Here is a 14556-nt window from a genome sequence, read left to right as displayed (position 1 = left end):
TTTCATGAAATACAACGAATTTTGCTGTGCCCCGCGCTGTCAGAGAGGGAGGCAGCGGCAAACGGCAGGCGGGCAGCGCGAACCTCTTGGTAAAAGTCAATCCCCGATTTTAATGGCGCAACCATGTGTCTGGTAAAATATCGCGCTTTGCAGTGTCCCGCTTCAATACCCGCCTTAACCAGATTTGACATGACTTCTTCTCTCCCGACCGACAAGATGGCCAACGCGATCCGCGCCTTGGCGATGGACGCAGTACAAAAGGCAAATTCCGGACACCCCGGCATGCCGATGGGCATGGCAGAAATTGCCGTTGCATTGTGGTCCAAGCACTATCGCCATAATCCGGCCAATCCGCAGTGGATGAATCGCGACCGCTTTATTTTGTCTAATGGTCATGGTTCGATGCTGCAATATGCATTGCTGCACCTGACTGGTTACGACCTGTCGATGGACGAGATCAAGAATTTCCGCCAACTGCATTCCAAGACTGCCGGTCACCCGGAAGTGCATGTGACGCCGGGCGTGGAAACCACCACCGGCCCCCTTGGTCAGGGGCTGTCCAATGCCGTCGGCATGGCACTGGCGGAGCGTCTCTTGGCTGCCGAATTCAACAAACCGGGCTTTAACGTCGTCGACCACCACACCTATGCCTTCGTCGGCGATGGCTGCCTGATGGAAGGCATCTCGCACGAGGTTTGTTCGCTGGCTGGCGCGTTGCGCCTGTCCAAGCTGGTCGTGCTGTACGACGACAACGGCATCTCGATCGATGGCAAGGTCGAAGGCTGGTTCCTCGACGACACGCCAAAGCGTTTCGAAGCATATAACTGGAACGTGATCCGCAATGTCGACGGCCATGACGTGGCAGCCGTCGAAGCCGCGATTGCGGCAGCAAAGAAATCCGACAAGCCGACTCTGATCTGCTGCAAGACCATGATCGGCAAGGGCTCGCCGAACATGCAGGGCACCGACAAGGTGCACGGTGCCGCGCTCGGCGACAAGGAAATCGCCGCCACCCGCGAAGCGATCGGCTGGACCCATGCTCCATTCGAAATCCCGGCCGATGTCTATGCCGCATGGGATGCGAAGAAGCAGGGCGCCGCGCTGGAAGAAGAGTGGAATGCGCTGTTCAAGGCGTACGACGAGCGCTATCCGCAAGAAGCCGGCGAACTCGCGCGCCGCATGAAGGGCGAATTGCCGGGCAACTTCACCGATGCAATCGATGCCTATGTCGGCGCCTGCGTCGAGAAGAAGGAAACCATCGCCACCCGCAAGGCCAGCCAGAACGCGATCCAGGCACTGGCGCCGGTGCTGCCGGAATTCCTCGGCGGTTCGGCCGACCTGACCGGCTCCAACCTGACTAACTGGAAGGAATGCGTGGCGGTGCGCGCCGAGCAGGCGGGCAATCACATCAACTACGGCGTGCGCGAATTTGGCATGAGCGCGATCATGAACGGCATCGCCCTGCACGGCGGCTACATCCCGTTTGGTGCGACCTTCCTGACCTTCTCCGACTACAGCCGCAATGCGCTGCGCATGGCGGCCCTGATGAAGCTGCGTTCGATTTTCGTGTTCACCCACGATTCGATCGGCCTGGGCGAAGACGGCCCGACCCACCAGTCGGTCGAGCACGTATCGAGCCTGCGCTTGATCCCGAACCTGGACAACTGGCGTCCGTGCGACACGGTCGAGTCCGCGATCGCCTGGAAGCACGCGGTAGCGCGTCGCCATGGCCCGACCACGCTGATCTTCTCGCGCCAGAACCTGCCGTTCATGGAACGCAGCGCGGAACAAATCCAGCACATCAATCGTGGCGGCTATGTGCTGCGCGATGCGGACAATGCCAAGGCAGTGCTGATCGCCACCGGCTCCGAGGTGGAGCTCGCGGTCAAGTCGGCCGACGAGCTGGCCAAGCAAGGCATTGCGGTACGCGTGGTTTCCATGCCGTGTACCGACCTGTTCGACCGCCAGGATGCGGCCTACAAGGCAAGCGTTTTGCCGAAGGGTTTGCCGCGCGTGGCGATCGAAGCGGGCGTGACAGACTTCTGGTACAAGTACGTCGGCCTCGAGGGCGGCGTGGTTGGTATCGACACCTTCGGCGAATCGGCGCCGGCCGACGTGCTGTTCAAGCACTTCGGCTTCACGACGGACAACGTCGTGGCCAAGGTGAAATCGGTGATCGGTTAAAAATTCGGCTTAACTACACTTCAGGAGAAAACCATGACTATTCGCGTCGCAATCAACGGCTACGGCCGTATCGGCCGCAATATCCTTCGTGCTCACTACGAAGGCGGCAAGAAGAATGACATCCAGATCGTTGCGATCAACGACCTCGGCAATGCGCAATCCAACGCGCACCTGACCCGTTACGACACGGCCCATGGCAAATTCCCGGGCACCGTCGAAGTCGACGGCGAGTTCATGATTGTCAACGGCGACAAGATCAAGGTTTTCGCGCAGCGCAATCCGGCTGAAATTCCGTGGGGTGAGCTGAACGTGGACGTCGTGCTGGAGTGCACCGGCTTCTTCACCACCAAGGAAAAGGCTTCTGCCCACCTGAAAGGCGGCGCAAAGAAGGTCATCATCTCCGCTCCGGGCGGCAAGGACGTTGACGCTACCATCGTGTTTGGTGTGAACCAGAACGTGCTGAAGGCATCCGATACGGTCATCTCCAACGCTTCCTGCACCACCAACTGCCTGGCACCGCTGGTCAAGCCGCTGCACGACAAGATCGGCCTCTTGAACGGCCTGATGACGACCGTGCATGCTTACACCAACGACCAGGTGCTGACCGACGTGATGCATGAAGACCTGCGTCGCGCCCGTTCCGCCACCCAGTCGATGATCCCGACCAAGACCGGCGCTGCCGCCGCGGTCGGCCTGGTGCTGCCCGAGCTGAACGGCAAGCTGGATGGCTACGCGATCCGCGTTCCGACGATCAATGTGTCGATCGTTGACCTGTCCTTCATCGCGGCCCGCGACACAACCGTCGATGAAATCAACCAGATCATGAAGGATGCCGCCAACGGTGCGCTGAAGGGTATCCTGACCTACAACACCGAGCCGCTGGTGTCGGTCGACTTCAACCACAACCCGGCTTCGAGCAACTTCGACGCCACGCTGACGAAGGTGTCGGGCCGCCTGGTAAAAGTATCGTCCTGGTACGACAACGAATGGGGCTTCTCCAACCGCATGCTGGATACCACGGTTGCATTGATGTCCGCTAAATAATCGGCTCCTTGCTCCTCAGTCAAAACGCCCCGCTTGCCGGGGCGTTTTGCTATATTGATGATCCATTAACATCGCCGACGAGGTCATGCCCATGCTAGCACTCAGGAATAGGATTGCTGAAAACAAGGGGTTCCTGTTCTTCATGTTCGGCATGATCATGGTGCGCAGCGCCGTCGCCGACTGGTATGGCGTGCCTTCCGGTTCCATGTACCCGACCCTGATGATTGGCGACCGCATCGTGACGGACCGGCTGGCCTATGACGTGAAACTGCCGTTCACGGATGTCATCATTCATCATATTGCCGATCCAAGGCGCGGGGACATCGTGACCTTTACTTCGCCGGAAGACGGAAACCGGCTCGTCAAGCGCCTGGTTGCGCTGCCTGGCGATGTGGTCGAAATGCGCGGCGAGCAATTGATCATCAATGGCGTGCAAGCGTCTTATGGACAGGCCGGCCCCGATGTGATCAGCCGCCTTTCCCCCGATTATGCGGGACCGCAACTGGTATTGAGCGAGCAGATACTTGGCAGCCAGCGGCCGATTATTGTGATGCCTGAGCGAAAAGCCCTGCGCAGCTTCGGTCCGGTAACGGTACCGCCCGGGCAATACCTGATGCTGGGGGATAATCGCGACAACAGCAAGGACTCGCGCTATATCGGCTTCGTCAGCCGGGAGTTAATCAGTGGCCAGGTCAAGCGTGTCGCCTTTTCTTTCGATACCAGTCGCTACTATCTGCCGCGCATGGACCGCATCGGCGCAGCCTTGCAGTAGCGCTCAGCCCTGAAACTGCGGCCAGGTCGCAAGCAGCGCCTCGGCTTCGGCTGCGGGCAAGGGCTTGGAAAAGTAAAACCCCTGGCCGTATTCGACGTTCATTGACTTTAAGCGCGCCATCTGGCTGGCCGTTTCCACGCCTTCGGCGATCGTGTCCATGCCAAGGGTGTGCGCCAGAGTGACGATGGCCTGGATGATTTGCATGTCCTTGTCGCTGTGATCCATGCGCCTTACAAAGGATGCATCGATCTTCAGGGAATTAACGGGGAAATGGTGCAGGTAGGACAGCGATGAATAGCCCGTGCCGAAATCGTCCATCAGCAGCCTGATGCCCTTGCTTTGCAGTTTGGCTAGTACGGCGGAGGCTTCTTCCGCGTGTTCCATGAGGACGGTTTCCGTTACTTCCAACTTCAGGCTGTCGGTGCCGAGGCCGGTTATGTCCAGCACTTCATCGATCTGCTGCATCAGGTTCGGGTGCACGAATTGCCGGTCGGCGATGTTGACGCTGATCTGCAGCGGCGGCAGGTCGGGAAATTTGAGTTGCCACTCGCGCATCCGGCGGCATGCTTCCATCAGCACGTGGCGACCGATTTGCACGATCAGGCCGGTTTCTTCCGTGAGTGGAATGAACTCGTTCGGCGGGATCAGGCTGCCATCGGCGCGGCGCATGCGCACCAGCGCTTCAAAGCCGCATATCCTGCCGCTGGCGAATGCCACGATCGGCTGGTAATACACTTCGAATTCCCGGCCTTTGACCGCCGCCTGGCGCAGCTTTGTCTCCATGTCGAGCAGCGCAACCACGCGTTTGCGCAGGTTGGCGCCGAACACCTCGCAGCAGGCGCCGCCAAGCAGGACTGCCTGGTGGTTGGCGGTTTCCGCGTCGCGCAGGATGTGGTCCGGCACGGTATAGGCGGCGTTGCTCAAGGCGATGCCGATGCTGGCCGTCGTATAGACCTCGCTGTCATCCAGCGTATAGGCTGCACTCAACGCGGTTTGCAGCTGCTCGGCGAAGCGGGTCGCTTCGCTGGCATCCTTGATCCCGTTGAGCAAGAGGGCGAACTCGTCGCCGCCCAAATGGGCTGCGGTTTCGCCCAGGCGTAGGCTGGCCTTCAGCCGCCGTGCGACATTGATTAGCAATTGGTCGCCGGCAGCGCGCCCCAGGCTGTCGGTAATGACGCGAAAGCGGTCCAGCGTCAGGAACAGGACGGCGCAGTTGTAATCGCCCTTGAGCTTTGCTTGCTCCAGCGTGTCATTGAGGCGATCCAGCAACAGCATGCGGTTCGGCAAACCGGTCAGGCTATCGTGCAAAGGCTCTTCCTCGATCACGGATGCGATCATTGCCCGGGCGGAAGCCGCACCGATCACGCCAGCCAGCTGCGCTTCGGACGTATTGACCAGTTCCGCATCGGCTTCGCGCGGCCAGTCCAGACCGCGCTGCCGTGCGTAACCGGTAAAGGTGGCGATCGCGCGCTCCGGTCCCAGGAAGCGGGACAGCAGCGCATGCAGCTCAGGCAACGATCCATGCGTACGCCGGTTGAGGTTCCCAGGATTTCGACCGTGCTTGAACACATCGACGAACAGCGCCGCCTGCGTCTGTTCCAGCGCGCTTTGGCCGGTCGTCACGGATACGCCGATATAAGCGCCGATGTTGGCCAACATGCTCCACAGCATCGCATGCGTGATTTCATCGAGGCCCTGCAGGCCAAACAGTTCTTGCGGTTTCAGGAGCGCGATGCCGAACGGTCCTGCGTCCAGGAAACTCATCGGCAGCCAGCCGGAATGCGCGAATGCCGGCAGCAGCAGGGTATAGGTCCAGACCAGGAAGCCTGCGCCCAGGCCGGCCAATGCGCCGGCACGCGTTGCGCCTCGCCAGTAGATGCCGCCCAGGACGGCCGGGGCGAACTGGGCGACTGCGGCAAAGGAAATCAGCCCGGTCGCCACCAGCGCATACGCCTCGCCGGCAAGGCGGAAATAGGCATAGCCGAACAGCAGGATGAGCACGATCGTCATGCGCCGGATGCCAAGCAGCAGCCCGGACAAGTCCTCGCTTTCCGACAGGCGCAGCCGCCTGAAGCGCAGCAGCACCGGCATCACCAGGTCGTTGCACACCATAGTCGACAGGGCAATGCATTCAACGATCACCATGCCGGTGGCGGCTGAAAATCCGCCGATGAACACCAGCAGCGCGAGCGCCGGTTGCTGAGCGCTCATCGGCAGGGTCAGGATGAAGGTGTCCGGATCGGCACTCTGCCCCGAAAAATGCAGCAGGCCGCCGAAGGCGATTGGCAGGACGAAAACGTTGAACAGCAGCAGGTACAGCGGAAACAGCCAAATCGCCTTGTTCAAGTGCTGCTCGTCCACATTTTCTACCACGGCGACCTGAAACTGACGTGGCAGGAACATGATCGCCAGCATCGAAATGAACGCCACCGTAAACAGCGAAGCCCAGTTGTGGTACACGTCGAGCCGCGGGCCGCCGATGGTGAAGGCGTCGAGCACCTGGGGCAATGCCGCGGCCTTGGTGAAGAGATCGCCGAAGCCGTCGTACAGCCCGTAGGTGACGAAGATGCCCACGCACAGGAAGGCAACCAGCTTGACCAGCGACTCGAAAGCCACCGCCGCTACCATGCCCTCGTGCCGTTCCGAGGCATCCAGGTGCCGCGTTCCGAACAGGATCGTGAACGCCCCGAGGATGAGCGCCGCATAAAAGGCGGTATCGGCGATGATCGGTCCGGACTGGGGCGGCGGTGTGCGGATGCTCGGATATCCGAGCAGGACGTTGAAGCTGGTGGAAATCGCCTTTAGCTGCAGCGAGATGTAGGGGACGATGCCCAGCGTCGCGATGGTGGTGACGAGTCCGGCCAGTGCCGCGCTCTTGCCGTAGCGCGAGGAAACAAAATCGGCGAGCGAGGTAATGTGGTTGTCCTTGGCGATGCGGATGATCTTGCGCAGCACGATCCACCACAGCGTGATCATCACCGTCGGGCCGAGATATACCGGCAAAAATCCGATGCCGCTGCCGGCCGCGCGCCCGACACTGCCGTAAAACGTCCAGGCCGAGGCATACACTGCCATCGACAGCGAATAGACGTACGGATTGGCAATGATGCTGCGCCCGCCGGCAGCAGCCTTGTCGCCGCAATAGGCGATCGCGAACAAGGCGCCGAGGTAGGCGAAGGCGACCAGCGCGATGAGCCAGCCAGGCAACATTTACGCCTGCTCCGGTTGGCGTTCCGGCTTGCGCATGGCGTTACCGCCTCTCGACCACGCAGGCCAGCAGGACGATCAGCAATGCCCAGGCGCCGAAGACGTACAGGTACAGCAGCGGGATGCCCGCTACCATATCGGCACGATTAAACAGGGTCAGCAATGGATAGTTGAACAGCAAGTTTCCAAGTAAAAAAAGTGCTGCCAGGCGCTGGCCCTTCGCATTTTGCTTGTTCATTCCGTACTCCGTTCGGTTTCGTTACCAGGGCAACGACCGCCGCATGCGGTTGCGATCATGCCAGGACAGCCGACCACAGCCGCTTGACCCGCGCCGCCTCGTTTTCCACCCGTCCGAATTCGACGCGCGCGCGGTCGTGGCCCTGCAGACGGATCTGGTGCTGCAGCTTGCGGAAGGCGCGGTAGGCCGCCGCCACCTCGTTAGCCAGCACCGCGTCGATCAAGCCAAGCTCTCCGCAGAGCCGCAGCAGGGCGATATTGCCGATGTCGGCGGTCAGTTGCGGATATTGGGCGGCGTGGCGCAGCACCAGGAACTGCACGATGAATTCAATATCGATCATGCCGCCCGCATCGTGCTTCAGGTCGAACTGCTGCGAGCGGTTCGGATGCGCGTCGCGCATTTTCCGGCGCATCGCCAGCACTTCGCTCTTCAGCTTTTCGGGGTCGCGCGGCTGGCGCAGGACGGCTTCGCGGATAGCCTCGAAGCGCTCGCCAATGGCCGCATCGCCCGCGCAGAAGCGCGCGCGCGTGAGCGCCTGATGCTCCCACACCCAGGCCGATTCGGCCTGATACTTTTCGAATGCGGACAGGCGCGACACCAGAAGGCCGCTGGCGCCGTCCGGACGCAATGCGATGTCGACATCGAACAGGATGCCGGCCGGCGTATGGCTGGTCATCCAGGTGATGAAGCGCTGCGCCAGCTTCGCATACAGGCCAGGCGCCTCAGGATGGTCGTCGTCGAACAGGAAAATTACGTCCAGGTCGGATGCATAGCCGAGTTCCTTGCCGCCCAGCTTGCCGTATGCAATCACCGCGAACTTCGGCACCTCGACATGGCGGTTGTGGATCGTCTGCCAGACCGCCTTAACGGTTGCATCGACCAGAATGTCGGCCAGCGCGGACAGGTGGTCGGCCAGCCGCTCGACCGTCAGATCGCCTTCCAGATCCTGTGCCAGCAGGCGGAACAGCTGGGCGTGGTGCAGGTCGCGCAGCACGTTCATCTGATGCTCGGTGTCGCCCGCATGGGCCGCCAGCTGGCGCTGTACTTCGGCGGCGAACGCGGCCCAGTCTGGTGCTGCCTTGAGCGTGCGGTCTTCCAGCAATTCGTCCAGCAGGATCGGGTGGCGCGTCAGGTATTTCGCTGCCCAGTCGCTGGCGCTCATCATCCGGATCACGCGTTCGAGCGTGTGCGGATATTCGGTCAGCAGCGCCAGGTAGGCGGCGCGACGTGCGATCGCCTCGAAGAAGTCGAGCAGGCGCGCGAGCGTAGCCGCATGGTCCGTGGTGCTGGCCGCGATGAGCGGTAGCGCCGAATTGATCAAGGCTGTCAGCTTGCCGCGGCTGGCTTCCGGCAGCGACTGCAGCTTGGGGGACTGCAGGGTCAGCAGCAGGCGTTGCGCCACCGCTGCCGCGTCGTTAAAACCGATCGCGGACAGGCGTGCAGCAATCGCCTCACTGCTTTCCGCATCGGACAGAATCGGGGGCGCGGCGGCTTCGCCCGCATTGCCCTCGGCCTGCGCGCTTTTCTTGTCGCTGAAGATCGCATCAAATTGCGCAGCGACGATCTTGCGCTGAATGTCGAGTTCCGCCAGCAGCGACTCGATGTCCTGACAGCCCATCATCTTCGCGACCGTCAGCCGGTCTTCCGGATTGACCGGGAAGGTGTGGGTCTGGGCGTCGTCCAGGTACTGCAGGCGGTGTTCCAGGTTGCGCAGGAAGGTATAGGCATGCAGCAGCTGCTCCACCTCGGCGGTGCTCAGCAGGTTCTTTTCTGCCAGAGTATGCAGGGTGGCGCGGGTGGAGCGGTCGCGCAGCGTCGCGTCGCGTCCGCCGCGGATGAGCTGGAACACCTGCGCCAGGAACTCGATCTCGCGGATGCCGCCGCGCCCGAGCTTGACGTTGTTGCTGCGCTCCGGGTGGCGCGCTTCCTGGCGCGCCACCTCGGCGCGGATCTGCGCATGCATGTTGCGCAACGCCTCGATCGCGCCAAAGTCCAGGTAACGCCGGTAGACGAATGGCCGCACGATCTGGTCAAGCGCCGCGATATCTTCCGGCTGTCCTGTGACCGCACGGGCCTTGACCCAGGCATAGCGCTCCCATTCGCGCCCCTGCACGATCAGGTATTCCTCCACCATTGCCATGCTCGCCACCAGCGGGCCGGATGCGCCGTTGGGACGCAGCGCCATGTCGACGCGGAACGTGAATCCATCCTCGGTAATCTCGGACAAGGCGCCGATCAGCTTGCGGCCGAGCCGCACGAAGAATTCGTGATTGGACAACTGGCGCTGTTCCGGCGTGGTGGTGCGGGTTTCTCCATCTTCCGGGTAAACAAAGATGAGGTCGATATCCGACGACACGTTCAGTTCGCCGCCGCCCAACTTGCCCATGCCGAGCACGATCATTTCCTGCGGCTTGCCCGATTCGGCGCCGATCGGCGTGCCGTGCGCCTGCGTCATTTCCGCCATCAACGCCGCCAGGTGGGTACGGATGGCGAAATCGGCAAATCCGCTGATGGCCGCCATCACTTCATCCAGCTCCGCGCGGCCGGAAAGGTCGCGCTCGATCAGCCCCGCCAGCACCAGATTGCGCACCCGCCGCATGGCACGCGGCAACGGCATGCCGGCCGCAGTTTCATTTTGTAAAAGACGAGCAAAAATCGCAGGGGTAATAGATAATTCTGCAAGAGAAGTTACCATTCCTGCACGGGCTGGGTCGGCATTGAGCCATCGTGAATAGAACCGGGAGGCAACGTTACTGGTCAAATAGGACGGGGTCACAGTATCAGGGATAAAAATTAAGAGGATGCTGTCTGCGCTTGGGGGCTTCGTTACCGGCTTTCCCATTACAAGGAAAATATCGACACGCCGATGATACACATGCGAACAGGCTGTTCGCAATTTGAGACTATTTGATACTATTTTACGCTGGTGCCTTTCTGATTGATGTCCACCGACCAAATCACTCCGAACAAGACGACTGATCGGTTAACCACATGCTGGCATGCACTTCGGGAAGGTTATCGAACTGCTAACACCGTCACCCACCATGCACTGGGCGCGCTCCTCAAGCTGAGTATTGCCGCCTACTTCATTTTTTGCATGCTGGTGCTGGCGCTGCGCTACCTGGTTCTTCCCAATATCGACAGCTACAAGCCCGACGTGGAGCAGATGGCCACACGCGCGCTTGGCAACAAGGTCACGATCGCGGACATCGAGGCGTCGTGGGATGGACTGCGGCCGCGCTTGGCGCTGCACGATGTCGTCATCCATGACAAGTTCGGCAATGCGGCCCTGCACCTGCCGGACGTGTCGGCGACCCTGTCCTGGTGGACGGTTCCCGCCGGCGATTTGCGCCTGCATCATCTGGAAATCGTGCGGCCCGACATGGATGTACGGCGCGATGCCGACGGCAAGCTGTATGTGGCGGGCATCTATATCGACACCGGCAAGAGCGGCAACGGCAAGGGCGCAGACTGGGTGCTGTCGCAAAACGAAATCGTCATCCGCGATGGCCGGCTGCACTGGAACGACTACAAGCGCGCCGCGCCCGAGCTATTGCTAGAAAACGTCGATCTCGTCCTGCGCAACCACTGGCGCACCCATCGCTTCGCATTGAAGGCGACGCCGCCGGCAGCGTTCGCCGCGCCGCTCGACGTGCGTGCGGCGTTCGAGCATCCGGGCTTCACCCCCCGCATCTCCGACCCTGCGCTGTGGAAGGGCGAGCTGTATGCAGATTTGCGCGACACCGACCTCACGGTCTGGAAAACGTACCTCGACTACCCGGTCGAAATGCAGCAGGGGAAAGGCTCGGTGCGCGCATGGCTGGACTTCGATCATGCGCGGGTCGCCAATTTCACGTCCGACCTGAGCCTGACGAATGTGTCGACCAGGCTGCGCCCCGATTTGCCGATGATGATCCTGGCCGACGTATCGGGCCGGGTATCGGTACGTGAGGAAATCAACCCGAGCCGCGCGGATGGCAAGCCGACGCTGGGGATGAATGGCCATGCCATTTCGCTGACCGATTTCTCGCTGCGCACGGATGACGGCCTGTTCCTGCCCAGAACCACCATCAGCGAAAGTTTCACCCCGGCACGGCGCGGCAAGCCCGAAAAGACTGAAATCAAGGCCAGGCTGCTCGATCTGCAGACGCTGGCCAGTTTCGTCGAGCGGCTGCCGTTGCCGGTCGAGCAGCGCCAGATGCTGGCCGATTTCGCGCCGCGCGGCATTCTCAAGGATTTTTCGGCACAGTGGCAGGGCACTTATCCCGATATTTCCTCGTACAGCGTCAAGGGCCAGTTCGCCGGCCTGTCGCTCAATGCGCAGGCGGCGCGCCCGGCTCGAGCGAAGAGCGGCAAGATGCCGGCGCAGGCCGCCGTGCCGGCCATTCCCGGTTTTGACAACCTGACCGGGCAGATCGATGCCAACGACCGCGGTGGCAGTTTCAGCCTCGCCTCCAGCGGCGTGAAACTGCAGTTGCCCGCCTATTTCGCCGATCCCGTGATGCCGTTCGACCGGCTGCTGATGCAGGCAACCTGGGCTTTCCAGGGCAAGGACCAGCTCCTGCTTGACGTACAGAAAATGGATTTCGTGCAGGAATCTTTGTCTGGATCATTTTCCGGCAAGCACATGATGTCGCTGAACGGCAAATCCGGCAAACCGAATGGCACGATTGACGTGTCGGGCAAGCTTAATGGGCTGGAACTGCAGAATGTCGGCCGCTATCTGCCGCTGCAAACGCCGGAAGGATTGCGCGACTGGCTAAGCGGCGCGTTGGCGGGCGGCACCGTGCATGACCTGAAGTTCAGGCTCAAGGGAGACCTCGCACAATTCCCGTTCCAGCACCAGGCGGCCGGCGACCGGGCCAGGGGGGATTTCAGCGTGGTCGGCCGCATCGAGGGTGGCAAGCTCAATTACACGCCGGGGCACTTCGGCAAGGATGGCAAGGCGCCATTTTGGCCGCTGCTGGAAGACATCCGGGGAACGATCGCATTCGACCGCACGCGCATGGAAATCAATGCACATAGCGCGAAGACGGCGGGAGTGAACTTGTCGAACGTCAAGGCCGTGATCCCCGACTTGGCGACGCATGACATGCAACTGGCCATTGACGGCAATGCCGAAGGAGCGCTACAGAATTTCGTGCAGTTTACCAAGGACAGCCCGGTGGCCGACTGGATCGGCCAGTTCACCGAGGAAACCAAGGCGAACGGCAATGCACGGCTCGACCTGAAGCTGCAGATGCCGCTGGAGCATATGCCGGATACGAAGGTGAAGGGCACGCTGCAATTCGCCGGCAATAACGTCACGCTGCGAAACATAATTCCGCCGTTACTGTCCGCGAACGGCAAGCTGGAATTTCATGAAAAGGGCTTCAACCTGAATGGCATCAAGGCCAATTTCCTGGGCGGTCCGGTAACGATTACCGGTGGTACCCAGCGTGACGGCAACATCGTGGTCAAGGCCGACGGCATGCTGTCGGCGGAAGGCGTTCGCAAGAATTACGGCGTGCAGCGCTCGTCCGAGCGCATCTCCGGCAGCACGCGTTACAGTACGCTGATCCGCGTGCGCAACAAACAGCCTGACATTACAGTCGAATCGAATATGGTCGGCGTCGCGCTCGATTTTCCTGCGCCCTTGCGCAAGACGGCCGGCGAAAGCATGCCGCTGCGCTTCGAGCTGACTGGCTTGCCTTCGAGTAACTCCAGCGTCGCACGCGACGAAATGAAGCTGTCGCTAGGCAGCGCGATCGTCGCCCGCTATGAGCGCCAGAAAACGGCCGACAAGGATGCGAATTGGCGCGTGGTACGCGGTGGCATCGGCGTGAACGTGCCGGCGCCGCAACCGGACGCCGGAGTGGTCGCCAATGTCAGCCTGAAGTCGCTCGATGTTGATGCATGGCGCCGCGCAATGGCTTCGGTGGTGGCAAGCGACAAGAGCAAGGAGCAGCAGGACGGCCCATCCATTGCCCCATATATCGAGCCCGAAGTCTTGGCCGCACGGGCCGGCGAGCTGGTCGTGATGAACAAGAAGCTCGATAACGTGGTGGTCGGCGCGTCGCACCAGAAGGGAGTCTGGCAAGCCAACATCGACTCCGACCAGGCATCCGGCTATCTGACCTGGAACGAAGCGCAGCCCGGACAGGGGCTGGGAAAGGTGACGGCACGCCTGGCGTCGCTCATTATTCCCGAGGCGGCGGCATCGGATGTGACTGACTTGTTGGAGGGGAAAAACACCTCGACGCAAATCCCGGCTGTCGATATCGTTGCGGAGAATTTCGAGTTGTTCGGCAAGAAATTCGGCCACCTCGAACTGGCGGCGAGCGATGCCGGCGGCCCTGCCGGGCGCGAGTGGCGCGTCAACAAGCTTTCCCTCGTCAATGCCGACGCCGAATTCAAGGCTACCGGAAAATGGATTCTGCGCGGCGGAGAAAATATTTCCAATCTGGTCTATACGCTTAATATCGGCGACGCTGGCCGCTTGCTTGATCGCTTTGGCTTTGCCAACGTGCTGCGCGGAGGCAGGGGCAAGATGGAAGGGGATGTCAGCTGGAAAGGCTTGCCGTTTTCGCTCGACATTCCGAGTCTGATGGGAAAGCTTACCCTGAACATGGCGTCCGGCCAGTTCCTCAAGGTCGATCCGGCTGCGGCGAAACTGCTGGGTGTACTCAGCCTGCAATCGCTGCCGCGCCGCCTTGCGCTGGATTTCCGCGACGTGTTTTCGCAAGGCTTCGCATTCGACGGCATCACTGCGACGGCATCCATCATGCATGGCGTGGCGAGGACCGATAACTTCAAGATGCGCGGCGTCGCTGCCACTGTCTTGATTGATGGTAGTGCCGACATTGCGAAAGAGGCGCAGAATCTGCATGTTGTAGTGATTCCCGAAATTAATGTAGGCACGGCATCGGTCGTGTATGGGCTGGCGGTGAATCCGGTGATCGGCGTCGGCAGTTTCCTCGCCCAGCTATTCCTGCGCGATCCGCTGATGAAGGCATTCACTTTCGAATATCAGATCACCGGGCCGTGGAAGGATCCGGTCGTAACCAAGTTGTTGCGCAAGCCTGCGGCACCCGCCAGCGAAGCATTGAACAATTCGGAAAGAAGTGGATGA

Annotated in this window: 8 protein-coding genes; 4 read left to right on the top strand and 4 right to left on the bottom strand. The window is 60.9% G+C overall.

What is annotated here, in order from left to right:
• Positions 1–2: 2 nt before the first annotated feature.
• On the bottom strand, positions 3–191 hold the full coding sequence (locus TSA66_RS26800) for a hypothetical protein (protein WP_157691631.1): 189 nt from the start codon (positions 189–191) through the stop codon (positions 3–5).
• On the opposite strand from TSA66_RS26800, the gene tkt reads away from it, so the two are divergent.
• The 3 genes from tkt (at position 190) to lepB (ending at position 4000) form a co-directional block, all read left to right on the top strand.
• Positions 190–2184 carry a transketolase gene (gene tkt, locus TSA66_RS07325; RefSeq protein ID WP_040039562.1) on the top strand — a complete coding sequence of 665 codons (1995 nt, stop codon included), beginning with the start codon at positions 190–192 and terminating at the stop codon, positions 2182–2184. The two genes, TSA66_RS26800 and tkt, sit on opposite strands and share 2 nt — an antisense overlap.
• A gap of 33 nt (positions 2185–2217) precedes the next feature.
• Positions 2218–3228, top strand: coding sequence for a type I glyceraldehyde-3-phosphate dehydrogenase (gene gap, locus TSA66_RS07320; RefSeq protein ID WP_040039561.1), 1011 nt, complete (start codon positions 2218–2220; stop codon positions 3226–3228).
• A gap of 91 nt (positions 3229–3319) precedes the next feature.
• Complete coding sequence (lepB, locus tag TSA66_RS07315; RefSeq protein ID WP_040042315.1) at positions 3320–4000, top strand: signal peptidase I; 681 nt, start codon at positions 3320–3322, stop codon at positions 3998–4000.
• A 3-nt stretch (positions 4001–4003) separates the two neighbouring features.
• On the opposite strand, the gene TSA66_RS25440 is transcribed toward lepB, so the two are convergent.
• From TSA66_RS25440 to glnE, 3 genes are read right to left on the bottom strand one after another with little or no spacing between them, the layout of a single operon-like run.
• On the bottom strand, positions 4004–7210 hold the full coding sequence (locus TSA66_RS25440; protein WP_084199405.1) for an EAL domain-containing protein: 3207 nt from the start codon (positions 7208–7210) through the stop codon (positions 4004–4006).
• Between the two features lie 40 nt (positions 7211–7250).
• Positions 7251–7445, bottom strand: coding sequence for a hypothetical protein (locus tag TSA66_RS07305; RefSeq protein WP_040039560.1), 195 nt, complete (start codon positions 7443–7445; stop codon positions 7251–7253).
• Between the two features lie 55 nt (positions 7446–7500).
• On the bottom strand, positions 7501–10221 hold the full coding sequence (glnE, locus tag TSA66_RS07300) for a bifunctional [glutamate--ammonia ligase]-adenylyl-L-tyrosine phosphorylase/[glutamate--ammonia-ligase] adenylyltransferase (protein WP_040039559.1): 2721 nt from the start codon (positions 10219–10221) through the stop codon (positions 7501–7503).
• Between the two features lie 165 nt (positions 10222–10386).
• On the opposite strand from glnE, the gene TSA66_RS07295 reads away from it, so the two are divergent.
• Entirely contained in the window at positions 10387–14556 is a 4170-nt protein-coding gene (locus tag TSA66_RS07295) for a YhdP family protein (protein WP_040042313.1), read from the top strand.

The sequence above is a fragment of the Noviherbaspirillum autotrophicum genome (assembly GCF_000818395.1).
In the GTDB taxonomy this organism is placed as follows: domain Bacteria; phylum Pseudomonadota; class Gammaproteobacteria; order Burkholderiales; family Burkholderiaceae_D; genus Noviherbaspirillum; species Noviherbaspirillum autotrophicum.
The sequence above is the reverse complement of the archived record's forward strand: the minus strand, read 5'-3'. Positions and strand labels throughout refer to the sequence as shown.